Consider the following 21,744-nt stretch of genomic DNA (forward strand, 5'->3'; position numbering starts at 1 on the left):
TTTCAGCGTCGGGACATCGGCTGGCCCACCTTCCTCCGCCGCACCGCGAACCATGCGCCCTGGCCGAGGGCGACGAGCAGTCCGGCGCCGGCGAGGCCCCAGCCGAGGTTGCTTCCGGGAGGGGTGAATCGGAGGGTCAGCGTCGATTCCGCGCCGCCGCTGTCGGGCAACTCCACCTGCAGCAGCCCGCCGGGGCTTTCGGTGATGTCGACCGGCTCGCCGTCGACGGTGGCCGTCCACCCGGGCCATGCGAGGAGCGCGAACGTCGCAGTGCCCGAACCGGTGTACGTCAGGGTCTCGTGCGTGTCGGTGGAGGCGGAGTCGCCGGTGACCTCGAGTCCCGGAGTGGTCGCGGACAGTCGCCCGTCGGGCCACTGGTGCGGCGCGGTGCGGGTGCCGACGGTGACGCCGTGCTCGACGCGGACGTCCCATTCGTCGGTGGGCAGCGCGTCGAGCGCGTGCGGGCCGCCGTACGGGCCGCTGTTCTGCACGACGACGGTGTCGATGCGCATAGCGTCGAGCCACGAGACCCCGGTGCCCGGCGACTCGGCGAGCAGGCGGCCGACGCCGTCACCGCAGGGAACACCGCCGTAGTAGTTGATGCACAGGTCGTCGACGAACGAGTTGAAGCTGATACCCGCGTAGTTGTTCACGGCCTCCACCCCGGCGGGCTGGTACAGGCTGCCGAACAGCACGTCACCCCACTGGCCGGTGGGGTCGTCGGGGTTGATGTTCTCGCGGTCCGCGATCACGAACGTCGTGCCGGGATAGCGCTTCTCGAAGTGCTCGTCGAGGAACGCCTCCTGGCGCGGGAACTTCCAGGGCGTGACGTTGTAGTTGCCCGTGAACCACAGGTTGGTCTGCGCGGCCAGCGCCACGACGGTGCCGGCCACGAGCGCCCCCGCGAGCAGGCGGGGCTTGCGGAACGACACCACGAGCGCGAGCGCGGTGATCGCGACGGTGATCGCGAGTGCCGCGAGGTGGGTGCCGATGTCCTCGGGGATCTCGGCCCACGACAGGTAGAACTGCGCGACGATCAGCCCGGCGGTGATGCCGAGGCGCAGCTTCCACCGGTCCCGCGCGAGCCCTGCGGACAGCGCGACGGCGGCGATGACGATCACCGGCAACTGCCCGTACTCGATGAGGCGGGCGGGCCAGCGGAACAGCCACAGATTCGACGGGCCGAGCAGCAGGATCAGGTAGATGCCGCCGAACACGGCCAGCGAGATGCTGCTGCGGCCGAGGCGCCGCAACGACCCCCACCGGATCCACGGCGCAAGCGGAACCAGGAACCAGGCGAGGTAGACGAGTGGGACGGTGGCGGCGGTCGATTCGAAGATCGGCCCGTACGGCCGGTTCGACAGCGCCGACAGGTTGATCAGGTCGCCGAGGCCGGGGCGCAGGGCGTCGTCGTTGCGGATGCCGGTCTGGGTGCGGACCGAGACGCCGGTGGTGAACGCGAGCGGCAGGTAGACGATGAGCGACATCATCACGATCGCGACGCCGCTCACGATCAGCGACCGGATCCCCGGGAACGGGCGTTCGGTGTCCCCGGCCCGGTTCCGCGCGACGGTCTCGGCGAGCACCGCCAGATAGACGACGGCCACCGCGACGGCGCCGTACGGATTGCCGGTCGTCATCGCCAGGAAACCGAACAGGATCGGCACCAGCGGATTGACCCGGCCGGCCGCGCTGGCGCGCGTCGACCACCACACGTGCGGGATCCAGGCGAAGGCGATCAGGCCCGACGCCCACGTGGACGCGTCGAAGTACAGGGTGTATCCGGCGAACGGCATCGCGAAGCCGGCGACGAACGCCATTGACCGGGAGGCGCCGTACTGCCGGGCGAGAACGTAGACACCGACGGCGAGCAGCGCCAGGAACTGCATCTTCACGAGCGTCATGCCGACCGCGAGGTTGGGCACGAGCGCGACCAGTGCGGCCTCGGCGAGCAGGACCGGGTTGTAGGTGCCGTACAGCGCCTCGGCGGTGATGTTGCCGCCCGCCCACATCTCGGGGAACAGGGTGGGCCACGAGCCGTTCAGGAGCCGTTCGCCGATGGTGTGCCAGCCGGGCGCGAACGCCGCGGCGCTGTCGTCCCAGTAGTAGAACCACCGGTTCGACAGCAGCGGGACGGCCGCGACGAGGGCCACGAGCGCGGCGAGCAGGGCGGGTGGCGTCACACGTTTGAGCAGCGGCAGATCAGAATTCACGGCGGGCTTTCGTCGTCGGACGGATTGCGCGGCGGCAGCATCCCTGTCGTCGGAGCGTAATATTCCGCCCGGTTCACAATGAAGTCGGGGAAAACGAGTAGGTCGGAGGACATCGGGTGCAGACGAGCTCCGGAGGCGGCGTCGACGGTGGCTACGACCTGTCCGTCGTGATTCCGGCGCACAACTCGGCCGACGTCCTGGCGACCACGGTGCGACGGTTCGCCGAGCGCTTCGACGGCCAAGCCGTCGAGATCATCGTCGTCGAGAACGGTTCCACCGACGCCACGGCCGCGATCTGCGCCGACCTGGCCGCCGGATGGGACGCCGACGGTGTCGCGTTCGTGCCGATGCAGAGCGACAAGGGCATGGGCAACGCGCTGCGCACCGGCGCGCTCGCGTCGCGCGGTGCGCGCGTGCTGCTGACGGCGGACGACCTGCCGTTCGGTTTCGACGACGTCGACGGCGCCGACCGGCTCGCCCGCGAGAGCGGCCGGGCACCGGCGGTGGTGATCGGCTCCAAGGCGCACCCCGAGTCGGTGGTCGACCGCGGCCTGGCCCGTGCCGTGATGACCCGCGGGTTCGCGCTGTTGCGCCGCACCATCCTCGGGACCCGTACCGGCGACCCCCAGGGCACGTTCGTGGTGGACGGCGACCTGCTGCGGGCGCTGGCCCCGCACCTGACCGAGACGGGCTTCCTGTTCACCACCGAACTCGACTACGCCGTCGAATCCGCCGGGATCAGGCCGGTGGAGGTGCCGATCCGGCTCAGCGACGAGCACCGTGCGCACGCCAGCCGCATCTCGGTGGGCGACGTCGTGCAGATGGCCAAGGGCCTGCTGACGCTGCGTCGGCGCAAGGAGTCGCTGCGCTCGGCGGCCTTCGCGGCCGCCTGACCGTACCGGCCGGTCAGGTCGGGTGCGGCGCGCGTCGGCGGGCCGTGTCGCGATACCCTGCCGGGTGTGGATTCAGCTGACTCGTCCGAGACCCGTACCGCCTCCGACAGCGGGCTGACCCCTCGCCTCCTGGCGCAGCGCACCCTGTTCGCCGGCACCTCGCCGGTCGCGAACGAGGAACTGTATGCCGTGGTCGAGAAGGGCGAATCCACCCGTGATCGCTTCTCGCTGAGCCTGCACGCCGGCGCCCGCGCCAACACCAACACCTTCTTCGGACGGTTCCCGGCCAGCTACTGGCAGCGGTGGACCGCTGTCCGTGAGGTCACCGCCAGCGTGCGGGTCCTGTCCACCACGTCGTGCCGGGTGCTCCTCGTCGCGTCGGACATCGGCGGCCATCGCCGCATCGTCGGGGCCACCACCGCGGACGGTCAGGGCACCGTCGCCCTCAGCAGCGCCCTCGACCAGTTCGTCGACGGCGGCTCGCTGTGGCTCGAGTTCGAGGCGTTGGACGCGGAGGTGACGTTCGACCAGATCGAGTGGAGCGTCGAGGCGGCCCTCCCGCCGCGCCCCGTCGCGGTCGCGATCTGCACGTTCAACCGCGCCGACGACTGCGCGAAGACGGTGGCGGCGCTGGCGTCGGACACGACCGTCGTCGAGCGCCTCGAGACCGTGTACGTCGTGGACCAGGGCACCGACCCGGTGCAGGACCGCGAGCTGTTCCAGCAGGTCGCGCCGGCGTTCGGGGATCGCCTGCAGTACATCCGCCAGCCGAATCTCGGTGGCGCGGGCGGCTTCACCCGCGGGCTGTTCGAGGCGTCGGCGTCCAGCGACGACACCGACGTGATCCTGATGGACGACGACATCCTGTGCGAGCCGGAGACGGTGCTGCGGCTGAGCGCGTTCGCGAACTGCACGATCAGCCCGGCGCTGATCGGCGCCGAGATGCTGTTCCTGTACAACCCCAACTACCTGCTGGCCACGGCCGAGCGGGTGGACCTGGCGACGCTGCGGCGCGGGTTGCCGACGGACCAGTACAGCGAGCACAACTACAACGTGCTCGAGGAGCTGCCGGAGCGGCGCGTCGACGCCCAGTACAACGGCTGGTGGTCGTGCCTGATCCCGGCCGAGGCGCTGCGCCGGATCGGGCTGCCGCTGCCCGTGTTCTTCCAGTGGGACGACGTCGAGTTCAGCCTGCGCGCGGGCCGGGCCGGGATCCCGACGATCACGCTGCCCGGCGCAGCGGTGTGGCACGCGGACTTCTACTGGAAGGACGTCGACGGCTTCGCGCACTACTTCAGCACCCGCAACGGCCTGATCACCGCGGCACTCGATCCCGGTTTCGCGCCGTCCGCGCTGGCGAAGAACCTGGCGCGCGACATCTCCCGGTCGATCGTGAGCATGCAGTACGGTCTCGCGCACACCCAGCTGCGTGCGCTCGAGGGATTCCTCGAGGGACCCGGTGCGTTGGTCGACGGCGGACAGGCGGCGCTCGCGTCCGTCAACGCCGAGCGAAAGCGCTTCTCGGAGACTGTGACCCGTCCCGCGTCGGAGCTGCCGATCGTGCCGGTGCGGCGGGCGGATCCGCCGCCGCAGTCGCACCGCGAGGACCTGGTCCTCGCCAAGCGGGCGCTGTGGCAGGCGCGTGGCCGGCTCGAGCCGGGGCCGGTGACGGTCTCGTTCGAGGACGCGCAGTGGTGGCACGTGAGTCGATTTGCGCACGTGTTCGTGACCGACGCGTCGCAGTCCGGGGTCCGGGAACGCCGGTTCGATCGCGAACTGGCGGCCGAGATGACCGGACGCCTGTTCGGGGTGATGAAGCGCTTCCGCGCCGACGCGCCCACTGTCGCGGAGGCGTACCGGCGCGAGTTCCCGCAGCTGACGAGCCGGGAGAACTGGGCGCGCCTGTACGGAAAGTGATCCGCGGCCGGATCATTCGCGGAGCCGCACCACGACCTGTTCGTGGTTGGCGGTGTACGCGAGGTAGTCGAACTCGAGTCCCGTGCGGGTGGCGAACTCGGTCCACGCGCGGTGCTCGTGGTCCTGCCAGCCGGGGTAGTTGAAGTACTCGTCGAACATCAGCACCGTGCCCGGCACCAGCCGGTCGGCGAGCAGTTCGAGCACCGTGCGAGTGGACGAGTACAGGTCGGCGTCGAGGTGCGCGAAGGCGACCGGGCCGGGATGCTCGGCGAGGAAGCCGGGCAGCGTGTCCTCGAACAGCCCGGACACGAGCTGCGCGCCGGGCACCGACGGCACGTCCTGCTGTGCGAACTCGCCGGCCGGGAATCCCGTGCGCCACGCCTCGGGCAGTCCCGTCCACACGTCGAAGCCCCACACCTCGTGCCCGGTGGGGCGCAGCGCCTCGCTGATGATCTTCAGGGTCGTGCCGCTCGCGACGCCGAACTCGAGCGCCAGCCCGTCGACCTTGACCACCTCGAGCCCGTACCGCAGCGTGTCGTGGGGGTGCCAGAACACGGGTGCCTTCGGCATGTGGTCGAGCACGAACTGGGCGCTCTCGGCGGTGGCCTGGATGTCGAGCGCGTGCGAGATGTCCCGGCGGGCGCGCTGTTCGAGCTCCTCGAGGCGCTCGGTCACCGACGCCACCTGCCCGCGCGCCTCCGCGAGTTCGTGCAACACCCGTTTCATCTCGCCGTTGTTCGCGGCGAGCTCCGCCAGCAGCTGATCGTGCCGGTTCTCGCTCTCGATCCGGGCCTGACGGTCCGAATCGCGGAGCACCTCCGCGACGGCCCGTTGCAGTTTGAGCCGGGACGACTTCTTGAACCGATCGAGCATGCGCGGACCCCTCCCACGTGAACGTCGAGTTCGTCCCCATGCTGCCAGGGTTGCCCCCGCCGCGCAGGGTGGCGCCCGGCCCCGCCGGGGTGAAGCGCGGGGGTGAGGGTCAGGGCCGCTGGAACCGCTCCCGACGTCCGAGCCCGCGCAACCGCATCCATTCGACGAACCCCTTGGGGTCCCGGCGGGAGACGAGGAAGTACCAGCCGAAGCGCGCGTACTCCTGTGGCAGCAGCTTGCGCATGCCCGGCTGAGACATCAGATAGCCGCGGTTGCGGTACGTGAAGAAGCGCTTGGTCTCGTTGTCCGGGTACTGCGTGTGCATCCGGCCGCCGAGGATCGGCTTGAACTCGTCGGCGCCGTTGGGGTGCACGTACGCGGTCTGCAGGCACGTGCCGAACGGCAGCCCGGAACGGACCAGGCGGCGATGCACCTCCACCTCGTCGCCGCGCACGAACAGGCGCAGATCCGGGACGCCGACGGCGTCGATCGCGGACGCCGAGAACAGGGCGCCGTTGAACAGCGACGCGATGCCGGGCAGCAGGTCGTCCTCGCCGAGTTCGGAGCGCAGCCGCTTCCATTCGGTGCCCCGTCGGAGCGGGAACGCGAGCCGGTCCGGGTCGTCGATGTCGCACACGACGGGGGAGACCTCGGCCAGGCCGTGCCTCTTCGCGCAGCCGAGCAGGGTCGCGAGCACGTCGGGGCCCTCGGGGCGGCCGTCGTCGTCGGCGAGCCACACCCAGTCGGCGCCGAGCGACAGCGCGTAGAGGATGCCGAGCGCGAAGCCGCCGGCACCGCCGAGGTTGTGCTTGGAACCCAGATAGGTGGTGGGGACGTCGGCGCCCTCGACCAGCTCGCGGACGTCGGGCTCGTCGGCGTTGTCGACCACCACGAGGTGGTCGAGCGGACGGCTCTGCCCGGCGAGCACCTTCAGCGACTGGGCGAGCAGTTCCCGACGCTTGTGGGTGACGACGACGCCCACGATCTTCTCGGTCGCCGTGTCACTGATGCGTTCGGTCACGAAGCGCGCTCCTGGCCCCGCTCGCGCTCCATGTCGGCGATGGTCTGACGCACGTGGTCGGCGGCGTCGTCGCCCTCGTACGCGCGGACCACGTCCTCGATCTCGCCGTGCATGCGGATCTCGCCGTGGTCGATCCACATCGCGCTGTCGCACAGTTGCGCCAGGAACTCGTTGGAGTGGCTCGCGAACACGAGGATGCCGGAGCGCTCGACCAGCTTCTGCAGCCGGATCCGCGCCTTCTTCATGAACTCGGCGTCGACCGCGCCGATGCCCTCGTCGAGCAGCAGGATCTCGGGGTCGATGCTGGTGACCACGCCCATCGCGACACGCACCCGCATGCCGGTCGAGTAGGTGCGCAGCGGCATGTTCAGGTACTCGCCCAGCTCGGTGAAGTCGGCGATCTCGTCCATCTTCGCGAGCATCTGCTTACGCGTCTGCCCCAGGAACAGGCCGCGGATGATGATGTTCTCGTAGCCGGAGATCTCCGGGTCCATGCCGACACCCAGGTCGAAGACGGGCGCGACTCGGCCGCGGACGCGGGCGCTGCCGCGGGTCGGCTCGTAGATGCCCGACAGCAGGCGCAGCAGCGTCGACTTGCCGGCGCCGTTGTGCCCGACCAGCCCGACGCGGTCGCCCTCCTTCAACGACATCGTGATGTCGCGCAGCGCCTCGACCACGACGACGTCGGAGTCGTTGCGGCCGATCGTCCCGCCGGCCTTGCCGAGGAACGCCTTCTTCAACGACCGTGACTTGGCGTCGAAGATCGGGAAGTCGACGCACGCTCCGTGCGTCTCGATGCTCACGTTGCTCGTCATGTGGTGTCCCCCTAGACCCAGTAGGCCACGCGGGCCCGGTACTTGCGTAGCGCGAACAGTGCGACCGCCCAGCCGACGACGGTGAACGCCAGCACGATGTACCAGTGGTAGGCCTGCTGGTCCGCGCCGATCATGGGCGCGCGGATGATGTCCAGGAAGTGGAACAGTGGGTTGATCTCGGCGATCCTCGCGCGCTCTTCGACCTGCCCGCCCTGCGCCTTGAGCGCGTCGGTGGACCAGAAGATCGGGGTGAGCACGAACAGCAGCAGCGTCAGGCTGCCCAGGATCTGGGCGATGTCCCGGTAGCGGGTCGCGAAGATGCCGAACACGATCGACACCCACAGCGCGTTGAGGACGATCAGCCCCAGCGCGGGGATCGCCGCCAGGGACGTCCAGCTCATGTGCCGCCACACCCCGAACGCGAACACCATGATCACGTAGATCAGCAGGTTGTGGGCGAAGAACAACAGTTGCCGCCAGACCAGGCGGTAGATGTGCACGCTCAGCGGCGACGGCAGCTGCTTGATCAGGCCCTCGTTGGCGATGAACACCTCGGAGCCCTCGAGGATCGACGCGCTGATCATGTTCCACACGATCAGGCCGACGGTCACGTACGGCAGGAACGTCTGGATCGGCATCCCCAGCAGCGCCGAGTACAGGATGCCCATCGCGGTGGCCTGCACGCCGGTGGCGATCGTGATCCAGAACGGACCGATCACCGACCGGCGGTACCGCTGCTTGATGTCCTGCCAACCCAGATTGAGCCACAGCTCACGCTGCGCAAACCCCTCCCGCAGGTCCTGGAACGCGCGACGGAACGTCTGCGAATCGGACATAACGGCAGGGGTGTCGGCGTCGGACGCCGGCTCGTGATCCAAGGCTGCTGCTGACACGGGTTCCGAGCCTACCGTTCGCGGTGGAGTTGCCGGTTTCGGCGCACTCGATCTGTTCCGGCGTGCGCTACAGGTACTGCCCGGTGCCGGCCTGCGGATTGTCGTCCGGACCCTGCATGCGGTGCTGCGGTCCCATGCTCATCCCGGGCGGAAGCGCGCCCTGACGCATCTGCTCGAGCTGCGCGCGGGCGGCCATCTGCTGTGCGAACAGCGCGGTCTGGATGCCGTGGAACAGTCCCTCGAGCCAGCCGACCAGCTGGGCCTGCGCGATCCGCAGCTCGGCGTCGGTGGGCACGGAATCGTCGTTGAACGGCAGCGTGAGCCGCTCGAGCTCCTCGCGCAGCTCGGGGGCGAGACCCTGCTCGAGCTCACGCACCGACGACTTGTGGATCTCCTTGAGCCGGGTGCGGCTGGCGTCGTCGAGCGGTGCGGCGCGCACCTCCTCGAGCAACTGTTTGATCATCGTGCCGATGCGCATGACCTTCGCCGGCTGCTCCACCATGTCGGCGAGCGCGTCCTGGTCGCTCTGGCCCGACGAGTCGTCTGCGGCCCCGTCGGTGCGGGTCGCGGCCGCGGACACCGGAACCGGATGGCCGTCGGGTCCGATCACCAGCACGCGTTCGTTCTCCGGTTGCGTCATGGCTCCATCTTGTACGTTTCGGTGCCGGTTTGCCGAGGGTGGGTCGGCAGTGTCGGAAGTGTCGTGTGCTAGAGCACGTTCCGAAAAGTCGGATCTGAATCACGCGGTGTTGACAGTGGGACTTAGAGTGTCCGTCATGGCTTACGACGTTGCCCGGGTACGGGGACTGATCCCGTCACTGGGCGATGGATGGGTCCACCTCGACCCGCAGGCCGGTATGCAGATCCCGGACGCGGTCTCCCGCACCGTCTCGACCGCGTTCCGCGCATCGGCGTCGTCGTCAGGCGGACGGCACGTGTCGTCGCGCCGCAGTGCCGCCATCGTCGCGGCAGCGCGAGAGGCCGTCGCCGACCTGGTCGGCGGCGACCCGGCGGGTGTCGTGCTCGGTGCCGACCGTGCGGTGCTGCTGGCCTGGCTGGCGGAATCGCTCAGTTCCCGGCTGGGTCTCGGTACCGGGCTGGTGCTGTCGCGCCTCGACGAGGAGGCGAACGTCGCGCCCTGGCTGCGCGTCGCGAGCCGGTACGGCGCGCAGGTCCGGTGGGCCGAGGTGGAGATCGAGACGTGTGAGCTGCCGAGCTGGCAGTTCACGGAGCTGGTGCAGCCGACGACGCGCCTGATGGCGCTCACCGCGGCGTCCCCGATCGTCGGATCCGCGCCCGCCGTCCGGGCGGCCGCGGACTGCATCCACGAGGTGGGCGGACTGCTCGTCGTCGACGCCGTCGGGGCCGCGCCGTACGCGCACATCGATATCAACGACCTCGGGGCCGACGTCATCGCGGTCAGCGCGCCGTCGTGGGGCGGCCCGCAGGTGGGTGCGCTGGTGTTCCGGGACCCGACGCTGCTCGACCGCATCCCCGCGGTCTCGCTCAACCCGTACGCGCGCGGTGCCGAACGCATGGAGGTCGGCGGCCACCAGTTCGCGCTGCTGGCCGGGCTGACCACGTCGATCGACTTCATGGCCGGGCTCGAGGAGACCGCGACCGGCACCCGCCGGGAGCGCCTCGAGACGTCCATCAGCTCGCTGCAGGCCTACCACGACCAGCTGTTCGAATACCTGATGCGGTCGCTCGATTCGCTGCCTCAGGTGACGGTCATCGGCCGGTCCCCGATCCGGGTGCCCACGCTCAGCTTCACCGTCGCCGGGGTGCCGGCCGACAAGGTGGCCGCGCACCTCGCCGACAACCGGATCGCGACCGTCAGTGGCCTGCAGTGCGGCAACCGCCTGCTCGACGCGCTGGGTGTCAACGACGAGGGCGGCGCGATCACCGTGGGTCTCGCGCCCTACACCACCCGCTACGAGATCAACCAGCTCGTCAAGCATCTCGGAACGCTGGGCTGACCAGGCCCGTCAGTCCTCGCGCACGCTGAGCACCACCTTGCCGACGGTGTCGGGGGAGTCGAGCATCTCGTGCGCGGTGGGCGCCTCGGTGATCGGCAGTTCCGCGTGCACCACCGGCGCGACGATGCCCTCGCCGACCAGCGGCCACAGCTTGTCCCGGACCGCCGCGATCACGGCGGCCTTGCTCGACGGGCCCGTCTCGGGGCGTCCGCGCAGTCCGGTGGCCAGCACCCGGGCCCGCTTGGCGAGCAGCTTGCCGATGTCCAGTTCGCCCTTGCGCCCGCCCTGCATGCCGATGATCACCAGCTGACCGTCGGGGGCCAGCGCGTCGAGGTTGCGACCCAGGTACGACGCACCCATGTTGTCGAGGATCAGGTCTGCCCCGCGGCCGCCGGTGTCCTCGCGGAGCACCTGCACGAAGTCGGTGTCGCGGTAGTTGATCAGGATGTCGGCGCCCAGTTCGGCGCAGCGCTCGAGCTTGTCGGCGGAGCCGGCGGTGACGGCGACCCGCGCGCCGAGCGCCTTGCCGACCTGGATCGCGTGGGTGCCGATGCCCCCGCCGCCGCCGTGCACCAGCAGCACCTGGCCGGCGTGCAGGCCGCACTCCATCACCAGGTTGGACCACACCGTGCAGGCGACCTCCGGCAGCGACGCCGCCGCCCGCAGGTCCAGGCCCTCGGGCACCGGCAGCAGCTGGGTGGCGGGGACGGCGACCTTCTCGGCGTAGCCGCCGCCGGCGAGCAGCGCCGCCACCCGGTCGCCCACCTTCCAGCCGTGGACGTCGGGGCCGACCTCGGCGATCACGCCGGAGCATTCCAGGCCCAGGATGTCGCTCGCGCCGGGCGGCGGCGGATACATGCCGCGCCGCTGCAGCAGGTCGGCGCGGTTGACGGCGGTGGCGGCGACGTCGATCAGGACCTCGCCGGGGCCGGGTGTCGGATCGGGAACCTCGGACCAGGTCATCACTTCGGGTCCGCCGGGCTCGGAAATCGTGATCGCGTACATACCCGTGACGCTAGTCGGACCGCGCTAGCGTCACCGGATGACCTTCTTCGGCAACATGCAGAACGAGATCTACCTGACCGGCATCGGCGGCGCCCGCCCCGAGTTGCCGATGACCGCCGCCGGACTCGAGGCGCGGGCCCTCGAGGAACTGAGCACCGAGGCCTACGCGTACATCGCGGGCAGCGCGTCCACCGAGCGCACCGCCGCGGCGAACCTGGACGCGTTCACCCGCCGCGCGCTGGTGCCGCGGATGCTGCGCGGGACCGGGTCACCCGACGCGCGGGACCTGAGCGTCGACATCCTCGGCACCCGGCTCGCGGCACCGGTGCTTACCGCCCCGATCGGGGTGCTCGGTCTGGTTCGTGAGCGGGGTGAGGCGATCGTCGGCGAGGTGACCGCCGAACTCGGGATCGGCTCGGTGCTGTCGACGGCGGCGTCGTCCACCATCGAGGACGTGGGCGCCGTCTCGGGCGACAACTGGTGGTACCAGCTGTACTGGCCAGCCGACGACGAGCTGGCGCAGTCGTTGGTGCAGCGGGCCGCCAAGGCCGGCGCCAAGGCGATCGTCGTAACCGTCGACACCCCGGGAATGGGCTGGCGGCCAAGGGATCTGGAACTCGGTCACCTACCGTTCCTGCGGGCGCAGGGCATCGCGAACTACCTGTCGGATCCGGTCTTCCGCTCGCGGCTGGCGACCCCGCCGGAGGAGAGCCCGGAGGCGATGCAGATCGCGGTGCTCACGTGGGTGTCGCTGTTCGGCAACCACGCGCTGCGCCCGTCGGACATCGCGAAGATAAACGAGTGGACCGGTCTCCCCGTTTTGGTGAAAGGCATTGTCCACGAGGATGATGCGCGTGCCGTGGTGGACGCGGGCGCCGACGGGGTGGTCGTGAGCAACCACGGCGGCCGGCAGGTGGACGGTGCCATCGCCGCGCTGGACGCGCTCGGCCCCGTCGCCGCGGCGGTGGGGGATCGGGCCACCGTCCTGCTCGACTCAGGAATCCGTTGCGGCGCAGATGTGTTGATCGCGCTGGCGCTCGGTGCCGACGCGGTGCTCTACGGGCGGCCGTGGGCCTACGGTCTCGGCCTGGCGGGCGCCGACGGTGTCCGGCACGCGCTGCGAATACTGTTGGCGGATTTGGACGTCACAATGGGGTTGGCCGGTTTGTCCAGCGTCGCCGAGGTCGATTCGAGCGTGCTTCGCGCTGTCGGACGATAGGTAGCACTACTATGCATTCGTGACAGCAGATGCTCGAGTAACCACGGGTGCCGGGGTGGCGTGGCTCGGTGCCGACGAGATGCGCGCGTGGCGCGGTTTCATAGACGGCAGTCAACGACTGATGGACGTACTCAACCGAGAGTTGGAGACAGGGCACGACATGTCTTTAGCCGAGTACCGGATCTTGGTGATGCTGTCGGAGTCCCCGGACGGATCGCTGCGGATGAGCGACCTCGCGGACGGCGTGCTGTCGTCGCGCAGTCGCCTGACACATCAGATCCGCCGCATGGAGGCCGAGGGCATGGTGGAGCGCAGCCAGTGCGTCGAGGACGGTCGCGGCGTGCTCGCCGTCATCACCGACGAGGGCCGGCGACGGCTCGGCGAGGCCGCTCCCACCCACCTCTCCGGGGTCCGCCACTACCTGATCAATCTGCTCAGCAAGTCGGAGATGCGGATGCTCGCCGACGTCTTCGAACGGGTCGACGAGGCCATCGGCGACCGCGCCGCCAGCTGATCGGTTTCACCCCCCGTCGCGCATGCGGTTAGGATCTGCCACGGAAGCGTGGCAGAGCGGCCGAATGCACTCGCCTTGAAAGCGAGCGTCGCGAGAGCGACCGGGGGTTCAAATCCCTCCGCTTCCGCCAAGGTCAGGGGCGGTTTTGAGAAACCGCCCCTGACGTCGGAAGATCCAACAACGTTCCGATGTGACACAGCCATGACACGCCATCGTTGGTATCCGAGCAGGCGTTGCGAAATGGCGTTGAGAAAGTCGAGCTGCCGAGCGGGGACATCCGGTACCAGGTCCGGGTGCGGGTGGCCGGCCCAGACGGCGCGAGACGTCAGCTGCACAGAAGATTCGAGACCTCGAAGGCGGCGGGGGAGTTCCTCGACGAGTTGCAGGACACGCTCAAGAAGGAAGCCACTCAGGCTGCGGCCGACGAGGCGGGGGTCGTCACGGTGGCTGAGGCGGTCGAGCGTTGGCTCGCGGCGCAGCGGATCAACCCGACCACGCTCGCGGCCTACACGGCGGCGCTGGCGCCACTGGTCGACCGGTTCGATAGTCGCGATGTGCGGACGATCGGCGACAGCGAGGTGGAGCAACTCGTGCAGGACCTGGCCGCTGGTACCGGGCCAGGCGGGCGGAAGTGGAAACGAACCTCGATCAACCCGATGCTCGCGCGCACCAAGGCTGTCTGGAAAGACCTGGAGCGGCGTCGGGTGCTGAGCGACAATCCAATCCAGTACATCAAGCCGCTACGCAAGAAAGACGACGCTGACGCCTACGAGGGCGCCCTGGACTTGTCCGACCGACTCGGTGAGGACGAGGTTGCGCGGTTGGTAAAGATGCACTCCAGGGTGGATCTGCCCCTGGTTGGCGGGCCACGGTCGCCTCAGCACATGTCCGTGGTTCACGCGCCGATGGTGCACCTTGCGCTGATCGGGCTGCGGCGCGGTGAGCTGGCGGGGCTGCGTTGGAGCGCAATTGATTTGGATGCCGGCCGCATCACGGTGGCCGTGCGGACCCGAGTGCGCGTGACAGGCCGCACGATCGATCAGAAGAACGGTAAGACCGCCCGTGCGCGGCGATCACTGAAACTGCCAGCTTCGGTGCTGACCGTCCTGCGGGGCGCGCAAGAACGACAGCAGATCGCCAGGAAGCGAGCTGGTGAGGCATGGGTCGGGGCCCGAGATCTCCACGTGCTCACGCACTGGGACGGGCGAGCAGTGGCGCCGCGGACTCTGGACGACTGGTGGAAGGAGGCGCTGCGGTACGCGCAGGTTCCCCACCGCAGGCTCCATGCCGCTCGGCATACCGCGGCGTCACGGCTGATCGCCGCAGGAGCGACACCGTCTGCGGTTGCGGCGTGGCTCGGTCACGCAGACGGCGGGACGCTCGTGCTGCGGACCTACGCCCACACTGACGCATCGGAAGTGGATGCGCTGGCGGAGTTGCTGGGGTAGTCGAGGATCTGTCGATGGCGTGATCTGCCGCGCCGCAAAGCCATGTGACCAATATCACATAGCAACCCTGGATTGGGCTGCATGGCCAGGGTCAGGGCTCATTGCGGTTTCTCGCGCAAGTTATTCGGCGGTGGGACCGACATGGGCCAACGGGCCGACTTGAGATATTCGGGCGATTTCTCGCTGCTACCCGCCGCGAGTGTCCCCGACTCGACGGCGGGCTGTGATCTGAGAAGTGGTGGTGGCGAAGGTATTTAAGGTGTGCCAGGTTGATCTCGAACCGGTCGATACGGAAGGAGTCAGCAATGGCAATGGCGAGCAAAGGGCCCCGCACACTCGTCGCCTCACGCGTCCCCGACGACGTGTACCAGATCCTCGAGGAGTGGCGGCTCGCCACCGGAGTCGGTTCCGTGAGCCAGTTTGTCGCCGACCTGCTGTCGGGTTGTGCCGGCCGTGCCGACCTGATGCGGGAGCTCGACCACGAGGCTCTGTTGAAGGGGGTAATGCCTGCGGCCTGACGGAACAGGCCCCATAGCCGGGCACCGCGTCTCACGGGTGACCCACCCCAATACATCCAGCAGCGCGAGCTCACCTCGACAAGCGAAAACCCCCGCTCCTGATCCGAACAGGAACGAGGGTTATCGACTGAATTCTGGTTGAGAACCAAGCGCCAACTTGATTCTCTGCGTTGCTATTCCCCGAAGGGACTGTCTTGGACGACAGGTCTCACGGTACCTCGTGCCCTCACGCCTCTTCAAGATTCGACGATAACGGCGGAGAGTCGACACCGGAAACCGTGTGGCGATCGCTCGCACCGCTGATGGCCGCGCGCCACTCCATGCGCCTGTCCACCCCCAGCGACGACGGCAAGTTCGCCACGCCGCGCCCCCTGAACAGCCGATTGCCCGATGCGCCGGCCGCCGTGCCGCTCTACGGCAAGCACGGCCGCACCGTACTGCTGGCGCTCGACTTCGACGCGAAGCGGCACGGTGCCGCCCAGGTCGATGCGGATGTCGAGCGGGTGCTGGCGTGGCTGCACGAGTGCGGCGGTCGCGCGGTCACCGACCGGTCCACCAGCGGCGGCCGGCACGTGCTCGTTCCGCTGCCCACCGACACGCCACTGCGAGTCGAGGGCCTCCGCGAACTGCTAGATGCGCTCGAGAAGCGCCTGCCGACCCTCGACAAGTCCCCGATGCTCGGCAGTTCGCACGGCTGTATCAGCGTCCCCGGGTCGTTGTGCCGCGAAGGCGGTCACCGGCGCCTCGACGGCCCCCTCGCGGCCGCGGTCGAGGCCTTCACCCTGCGATCCGATCGCGGTGTTGTCGCCCGCCTGGTCGCTCTGCTCGGCGGTGCCGATACGCGCCGGTCTCGTCCCCGCACTGCGGTCGCGGTCGTGGAGGCTGCGCTGGTCTGCGAGGAGCGTCTTGTCGGCGTCGGTGACGACCGCCGCCTGCATCCCCGCTACCGCCTGGTCAGCGCTATACCGACGCTGGTGGCCACGTTCGCGCGGACCGGCAAGATCACCGACACCTCCCGCTGGCCGTCGCCTTCCGAAGCCAGGCAATCGGTGATCAGCAGCGCTGTACTGCGCGGCGCCAGCGCCCGTGACATCGAGGCCGCGCTTAGAACCGCCGACTATGCCGGCCTGCGAGGTGCCTATGCCCGGTACGGATCCTCTACAACCATCGCGAAAGCTCTGCGCCGGGATGTCGCCAAGGCTTTGACCTGGGCAGCGAGAGCGTCCTCCCAATTCCGTGATCTCGCGCACGAGAACAAGCACACAGGGGGGGCGGGGGGAACCAGGGTTCCGAGAACTACCGACTTCCGCAACGATCCGATCCGACGCCGCTGGCTCGCTGCCGCACACATGTGGATCGATCAGGAGTTCCTGGGATCCCGACAGCGACCCATCCTGCTGGCCGTGGTTCAGGCCCTCGCCTACACCTCCGCACTGGCCGGGGAGCTTGTGGAGGGCGTGCCGGTGGTGGCTGTCGGCGGCCGCAGTCTGTCGCACTCTGCTGGGCTGATGTCGGAGTCCACAGTGTGGGCCGCGCTGCGGCTGCTCCGGGATGCACTCGGCTCCCCGGTGCTGCGTATCGCCCGCGGTGCGGGCCAGCTCCCCGACCGGTACGCCTTGACCACGCCTGCGGGCGCGGCCGCCGATGGGCCTGACCGAGTCGCGCTCGAGAGGGCCCGTGTCGAGCCCGTTCACCATGCCTGGAGCGTGATCGGACTGCGCGGGCGGACGCTCTACGACCTGATCCGCAGCGGCCAGGTGACCACCGTGCCGGACGCGCTGGCGGCCGCGAAGCTGGGGCAGTCGGCTGGGTACGCCACCCTCACTGACCTGCGGGTGGCCGGGCTGATCACCCTGGACAAGGGCTCGCTCGCGCTCGGCGACCGGACCCTGGACGACGTCGCCGCCGATGCCGGCCTCGCCATCGTCGCGGCCGAGCGAATCGTCAGGCACCGCGCCGAGCGCCTGGTCTGGCATGCCTGGCTCGAGTGTCGATTCGGGCCGCCGCCGGCTGATCAGGACACCGCGGACCAGCGGGGCGCCACTCTGGCAGCCGCGATCGCGGCTGCGCCCGTACTCGATGCACAGGATTCCGAGCTGATTTGGGCCGCGACGATGGCCGCGGGTCCACCGCCGGCGGACCCGCTCCTCGACGCGCTGGACCTACTCAGTGACGCGCTCGGTGCAGTGATCGTCGCAGCACCGAGCTGAGCACCACGAGCAAGTGGAGCGCCGAATCGAGCGAGATCACGCTGGTCGAGTACGGCCCGAATGCGGGGATCGCGGTCTCGGTGACCAGTCCGGCCAAGGTGCGGGTCATGAGGTCCATCGCTGTTGGGGTGTTCTGCGGGGACAGGGTGACGGCGGACTTTCGAAACGGGCGCTCGGGCACCAGAAGTCACGCGATCCCCTGTGGGTTCTCGTGTTTGCTTCCGGCCTGGGCGTCGCCCTGGCTGTGCTGTGTTCGGGTGAGATGTCAGTCCCTCGGTCAGATGACGGCGGTGAACAAGGTTGCTCGGCAGTTCAAGGGGACGCCATCGCAGCCTACGAAGCCGACTACTGCTCCGACGGTCACGGACTACCTGATCATCGTGCTGTCACTGGTAGCAATCGCCTTGGTCATCGTCGTATTTCATCCTTGGTGGAGGCCGACTTGTCGGCTTTTTCTGATAGAACGAACTGCCACCTGGTCGTGCAGTTGAACAGGCGGAGCTGTCCGGGCTACCGGGTAGCGCGGGAGGATGGAGGGCTGAGATGTCAAAGACGGGGTCCGCGAAGGGTTCGTCAGTTGCGAGCATGATGGCGTCAACTGCAATGTTGATGCCGCCACCTGAAATCCCACGACTTGAACGAGGCCAGAGGCTCTACATCGTCACCGGCCCTGACTGGGAGGTGGCAGTGGACGACTTCTATGTCGAGGAGCCGTCTGCGCCGGTCTGGCATGTCAACCGGACCTACCGTGACGACGACATCCTGTTGACGATTATAGGAACAACTCCGCGAGTCTTCCTTTGCCTGGAGTACGCGGTCGGCAACGCAACCGATCGTGGCACTATCTGGGTTGACGATGACTACACGATCCCCTTCGAGAACGGGATCTCGGTTAACGCTGTACAGGACCGGGTCGGCTTCAACCTCAAAGGCGGACAGTACTTTTCGGGCGTTCGGGGTAACGCCATTCTGGACGCCTTGCGGGACGAGTACGCGAACCCGTCTCCATGGTTCGCGCCACGTCGCCCGTCAGTTGTCTACTGAATCGACAATTCCTGCTGAATGCGGCGGCTAGTTCGCTTCTGTCATTGACCTGCCTACTCGCACCCCGGAGCTGGATTTGAAAACCAAGATCGCCCGCCAGGCCATGTTTCCGCGTGTGGCCGCTCACCTGCGGGTTATGGGGTTCGAGAACGTAAGTACGCGGCGAGGCAAAGCGGATGACCTCTTCCACCTCGACGGGAAGGGGCTTGTCGGGCGGGGCACCGTTCGCGCAATGCCTGTCGACCTCGCACACATCGAGGAGGTCTATTCAAGCGTCTTCCTGAAGAAGGAGGGCTGCCGCTGGGTTCACTTCTCGTACGGCGGATACGCAGACGATGCACGAAAATTCGCGAACATTCGAGGGATTGCCCTGTTCGAGTACGCAGCAAACGGTGAGATCCGTCCAGTGACGAGCAGCGCGAAGCGTCTGCTGCGGCGGCGGCCGGATTCCGAGGTGACTCGCCGACTCCGACGCGCGTTGTGGCTTGTCGTGGCCGCAGGGTTGCTTGTGATTGGCGTTGTGTACTGGAAGGTCGTGGGGCTTGTAGTGGCCGCAGTGGTGGTTGGGGCGGTTTTGATAGGGGTTCTTCACTTCAAGGAGATGACGACTCGTAGGTAATCCTTGACGGTTCGGTGTTGCTGCGCGATATTCAAAGACACTAAGCGGCAACACAAGACCGTCCGTGATCAGGGCCCGTTGATCGAGAAGTTCGCGGCCACCGCGCCGGGCGACTTCGCGAACATCAAGGTCGACGTCGACAGCGTCCTGCGCCTGACGATCCCGACCGAGCGGACCTCGACGAGCGACAGGACGATGACCACGATTGTCGGCATTCTGAAAGTGGCGTGGCCTGCTGATCCGCGGGCATAGGCTGGTGTGCATCGTCGGCCTTCGCCGGGGTCGGTTCCAGCTCTGGCTGTGGGGAATCCCGCCGTGCTGAGGAGGTGACCGCGATGGATTGGCCATGGTTCATCTGGCTGATGTATCCGCCGTTCTTCAATGACGAGCAGCGGGGCTGGGCGTTGGCCAACGTGCCGTGCTGGCTCGGCAACACGTGGAAGAGCTGCTAGGACGCGAGTGATGACGCCATATGGAATGTGGCTCGGTCCGCTCGGCGTAGCCATCGATGTGTTCCTGGCATGGCTGAACTACGGCGCAATTCCCTGGTAGGCACAGACCGGCAATCGGCCATGGCCGCCGCGACACCGTCGGTTATCGTGCTCGCCGCGTGGTCGGGACTGACACTGTTGTCCGGGGCGAGCGACTGGATGATGCTCTGACAGTGCGGCTTTCGCCCGGTGGAGCCCCAGTCGACGTCGTTCGTCCCGCTCCCCACACCGATGTCGGCGGACCTGTTGCGAAAGCGGCGTGTACTGCGGGGCGGCGGTCGTAGGCTGGTGTCCATCGTCGGCCTGCGCCGAGGTCGGGAGCCGGGCCGCCAGAGTTGGAGGTTCACCGATGAACCGTCTGCGTCTTCGTCGAGCGGTCGTTGTTGCCGGGGCCGGTGCCGCGCTGTTGTTGACGGCGCAGCCCGCGGGCGCCGCACCGACCGACACCGTCTTCCCGATCCCCATCGCAGTCGCCGGGTTCACTCCACCTGGATTCCCCGCTGCGGCCGCCGGACACGTGGTTGCCAGCACCGACCCGGAGATGCCCGGCGTCACCCGGTTCACCGCGCGTGCCTTGTGCTGCTTCTTCGTCCACTGGCGCAACCACTCGACCGGTGCGGCCGACACCGTGTTCGTCAATCACACAGACGCCGGGTATTCGAGCGCTGACGCCCGAACTGGGTCCGGACCGGTGGTCGCGACGGTCACTGCGTCGACCGGATCGCCCGGATACCCGATCGTCACGGTCCTGCCCGGCGCCGGTGGCTGGATGGTGCCCTGACGGTCACTTCTTCGTGCGGGTGGTGCCCCAGTCGAAGCCGAGGCTGTCGAGTTCGGTGATGCGATCTGGGGTGAGTGACTGCCGGCTGTGTCGGCGGTCGACGCGGCGGCTGGTGACCCAGAGCGGCATACGATCGTCGGAACCGACCCCGAGGATGCGCCATGCCCACGTTTCGAGCCACGATCGTGTTGCGTATCGCCCTCGCCGCGGTTTCCATCAGCACGATGATTCCGGCCGGCCTCGTGCTGTTCGCTGACGCCTCGGTTCCGTCCTGGCTAGCACCGATGCAACTCATGGTCATCGCGGCACTCGCGGCCGAGCTTGCTCGCCGCGGACCTACCGCAGTATGGCGTCGAACGAGGCTCATTCGAGGGGCAGAACCCAGTAGTAGTGCATCGTGAGTAGCTGGATGGAGACTCGGATCGGGGCACCGTACTCGTCGAGGTAGAGACGGTAGGTGACTAGGCTGAACTCGGGACGTCCGGTGTCGGCATCGACGCCGCCGAGGAGGTAGATCCGGCGCTCGTCGTCGTCGAACTCGTCGAAGACACCCCGCGCCCATGCCTCCGGCTCCCGTAAGGGGATGTGCCGGCGGGCATCTGTCGTCGCGTCGGCGCTCACGATTGCCACCGTCACAACGGTCCCGGAGACGGCAGGATCCCACTCCCTCGCTTCCGCCGCGATCGGCACGCAGGTGATGGTGACCGTCAGCGTGATGCCGTCCGTCTCCACGGAGTCCGCCGCGATGGTGCGCGTCGTCGCGTCGGGCGGCGTGGCCGCGGAACGAGGGGAGTGCGTCTGCGTGCGCTTGGCGGATGGGGCAGCCAACACGGCGCGATCTGTCACGGGCAGAGGCTACGGGGCCGGAGCCGCCCCGGGCCGATCAACTGGCCCCTGGTCGTTCCGAAGTTCAAAATTCGCCGTCGAGAACGGCCAGGAGCTTCTCGAGGATCGCGTCGGCCCTGCGCTTCGACGTCGTCGAGGATGCCGGGGACGTCGGACAGGGCCTCCTGGGTCGCGCGGCGGGCTTCGATGCCACGCTCGTAGTACCCCTCGTCGAGGACGATCTTGGGGTACACCTTCGGCTGGTAGGGCTCGGGGGCCTCGTCGAGTCGCGGCAGGCCGCGGAGGTACGGACGGTGCGCCGCGGCCTGGCCGGATACGTCCGCGGCGAGAACGCCCGCCGATCGACTGCGCGGACAACGCGGAGCGGTCGAAGGGTGTGTGCCCCCAGCGGTCGATCGGGGTGAACAGCGGAGCGTTCCGTCGACGCGCCAGCACTTCGTCGGTC

21 protein-coding genes and 1 tRNA gene are annotated in these 21,744 nt (G+C 68.3%); 12 read left to right on the forward strand and 10 right to left on the reverse strand.

Features of this window, described 5'->3' with window-relative positions:
• Positions 1-2 precede the first annotated feature (2 nt).
• Entirely contained in the window at positions 3-2,213 is a 2,211-nt protein-coding gene (locus tag DEU38_RS23170) for a hypothetical protein (RefSeq protein ID WP_114723741.1), read from the reverse strand.
• Positions 2,214-2,329: 116 nt separating this feature from the next.
• Between DEU38_RS23170 and DEU38_RS23175 the strand changes: the two genes are divergently transcribed.
• Both DEU38_RS23175 and DEU38_RS23180 read left to right on the forward strand, forming a co-directional pair.
• Positions 2,330-3,106, forward strand: coding sequence for a glycosyltransferase (locus DEU38_RS23175; protein WP_114723742.1), 777 nt, complete (start codon positions 2,330-2,332; stop codon positions 3,104-3,106).
• A 66-nt stretch (positions 3,107-3,172) separates the two neighbouring features.
• Positions 3,173-5,023, forward strand: coding sequence for a glycosyltransferase (locus DEU38_RS23180; protein WP_258558119.1), 1,851 nt, complete (start codon positions 3,173-3,175; stop codon positions 5,021-5,023).
• Positions 5,024-5,035: 12 nt separating this feature from the next.
• Here DEU38_RS23180 and DEU38_RS23185 read toward each other — a convergent pair whose 3' ends face one another.
• The 5 genes from DEU38_RS23185 to DEU38_RS23205 all read right to left on the reverse strand — a co-directional run bounded on the left by DEU38_RS23185 (position 5,036) and on the right by DEU38_RS23205 (position 9,265).
• Positions 5,036-5,896, reverse strand: a complete 861-nt coding sequence (locus DEU38_RS23185; RefSeq protein WP_114723744.1) for a class I SAM-dependent methyltransferase — start codon at positions 5,894-5,896, stop codon at positions 5,036-5,038.
• Between the two features lie 109 nt (positions 5,897-6,005).
• Positions 6,006-6,917, reverse strand: coding sequence for a glycosyltransferase (locus DEU38_RS23190; RefSeq protein ID WP_114723745.1), 912 nt, complete (start codon positions 6,915-6,917; stop codon positions 6,006-6,008).
• Positions 6,914-7,732 (reverse strand): ABC transporter ATP-binding protein, encoded by an 819-nt coding sequence (locus DEU38_RS23195; RefSeq protein ID WP_114723746.1) that lies wholly within the window; start codon positions 7,730-7,732, stop codon positions 6,914-6,916. The genes DEU38_RS23190 and DEU38_RS23195 overlap by 4 nt, the downstream gene beginning before the upstream one ends.
• 11 nt (positions 7,733-7,743) lie before the next feature.
• The gene (locus DEU38_RS23200; RefSeq protein ID WP_397484750.1) at positions 7,744-8,568 is read right to left on the reverse strand and encodes an ABC transporter permease; all 825 of its coding nucleotides are present in this window, start codon (positions 8,566-8,568) and stop codon (positions 7,744-7,746) included.
• Between the two features lie 124 nt (positions 8,569-8,692).
• Positions 8,693-9,265, reverse strand: coding sequence for a bacterial proteasome activator family protein (locus tag DEU38_RS23205; protein WP_114723748.1), 573 nt, complete (start codon positions 9,263-9,265; stop codon positions 8,693-8,695).
• Between the two features lie 136 nt (positions 9,266-9,401).
• On the opposite strand from DEU38_RS23205, the gene DEU38_RS23210 reads away from it, so the two are divergent.
• Complete coding sequence (locus DEU38_RS23210; protein ID WP_114723784.1) at positions 9,402-10,604, forward strand: cysteine desulfurase-like protein; 1,203 nt, start codon at positions 9,402-9,404, stop codon at positions 10,602-10,604.
• 9 nt (positions 10,605-10,613) lie between these two features.
• Here DEU38_RS23210 and DEU38_RS23215 read toward each other — a convergent pair whose 3' ends face one another.
• On the reverse strand, positions 10,614-11,609 hold the full coding sequence (locus DEU38_RS23215) for an NAD(P)H-quinone oxidoreductase (protein ID WP_114723749.1): 996 nt from the start codon (positions 11,607-11,609) through the stop codon (positions 10,614-10,616).
• Positions 11,610-11,646: 37 nt separating this feature from the next.
• On the opposite strand from DEU38_RS23215, the gene DEU38_RS23220 reads away from it, so the two are divergent.
• The 8 genes from DEU38_RS23220 to DEU38_RS23255 all read left to right on the forward strand — a co-directional run bounded on the left by DEU38_RS23220 (position 11,647) and on the right by DEU38_RS23255 (position 19,181).
• Positions 11,647-12,828, forward strand: a complete 1,182-nt coding sequence (locus DEU38_RS23220; protein ID WP_114723750.1) for an alpha-hydroxy-acid oxidizing protein — start codon at positions 11,647-11,649, stop codon at positions 12,826-12,828.
• Between the two features lie 79 nt (positions 12,829-12,907).
• Positions 12,908-13,342 carry a MarR family winged helix-turn-helix transcriptional regulator gene (locus DEU38_RS23225; protein WP_114723785.1) on the forward strand — a complete coding sequence of 145 codons (435 nt, stop codon included), beginning with the start codon at positions 12,908-12,910 and terminating at the stop codon, positions 13,340-13,342.
• Between the two features lie 42 nt (positions 13,343-13,384).
• Positions 13,385-13,472, forward strand: a tRNA-Ser gene (locus DEU38_RS23230).
• Positions 13,473-13,557: 85 nt separating this feature from the next.
• Positions 13,558-14,790 carry a site-specific integrase gene (locus tag DEU38_RS23235; protein WP_114723751.1) on the forward strand — a complete coding sequence of 411 codons (1,233 nt, stop codon included), beginning with the start codon at positions 13,558-13,560 and terminating at the stop codon, positions 14,788-14,790.
• Positions 14,791-15,095: 305 nt separating this feature from the next.
• A complete protein-coding gene (locus tag DEU38_RS23240; RefSeq protein WP_114723752.1) occupies positions 15,096-15,308 on the forward strand; it encodes a toxin-antitoxin system in 213 nt (70 codons plus the stop codon).
• 278 nt (positions 15,309-15,586) lie between these two features.
• Positions 15,587-17,518: a hypothetical protein gene (locus DEU38_RS23245; protein ID WP_114723753.1), complete on the forward strand. Its 1,932-nt coding sequence runs from the start codon at positions 15,587-15,589 to the stop codon at positions 17,516-17,518.
• 543 nt (positions 17,519-18,061) lie between these two features.
• Positions 18,062-18,562, forward strand: coding sequence for a hypothetical protein (locus DEU38_RS23250; RefSeq protein ID WP_147283574.1), 501 nt, complete (start codon positions 18,062-18,064; stop codon positions 18,560-18,562).
• A gap of 136 nt (positions 18,563-18,698) precedes the next feature.
• Positions 18,699-19,181: a hypothetical protein gene (locus tag DEU38_RS23255; RefSeq protein WP_147283575.1), complete on the forward strand. Its 483-nt coding sequence runs from the start codon at positions 18,699-18,701 to the stop codon at positions 19,179-19,181.
• A 68-nt stretch (positions 19,182-19,249) separates the two neighbouring features.
• Here DEU38_RS23255 and DEU38_RS28700 read toward each other — a convergent pair whose 3' ends face one another.
• Positions 19,250-19,396 (reverse strand): hypothetical protein, encoded by a 147-nt coding sequence (locus tag DEU38_RS28700; protein WP_181818912.1) that lies wholly within the window; start codon positions 19,394-19,396, stop codon positions 19,250-19,252.
• A 625-nt stretch (positions 19,397-20,021) separates the two neighbouring features.
• Here DEU38_RS28700 and DEU38_RS23260 point away from each other — a divergent pair.
• Positions 20,022-20,453 (forward strand): hypothetical protein, encoded by a 432-nt coding sequence (locus DEU38_RS23260; RefSeq protein WP_114723756.1) that lies wholly within the window; start codon positions 20,022-20,024, stop codon positions 20,451-20,453.
• Positions 20,454-20,456: 3 nt separating this feature from the next.
• Here the strand turns inward: DEU38_RS23260 and DEU38_RS28905 are convergent, their stop codons facing one another.
• Both DEU38_RS28905 and DEU38_RS23265 read right to left on the reverse strand, forming a co-directional pair.
• Positions 20,457-20,582, reverse strand: coding sequence for a helicase associated domain-containing protein (locus DEU38_RS28905; protein WP_220181958.1), 126 nt, complete (start codon positions 20,580-20,582; stop codon positions 20,457-20,459).
• 234 nt (positions 20,583-20,816) lie between these two features.
• Positions 20,817-21,299, reverse strand: a complete 483-nt coding sequence (locus DEU38_RS23265) for a hypothetical protein (RefSeq protein WP_114723757.1) — start codon at positions 21,297-21,299, stop codon at positions 20,817-20,819.
• Positions 21,300-21,744: the final 445 nt, after the last annotated feature.

The organism is Rhodococcus sp. AG1013, assembly GCF_003350365.1.
Classification (GTDB): Bacteria; Actinomycetota; Actinomycetes; order Mycobacteriales; family Mycobacteriaceae; genus Prescottella.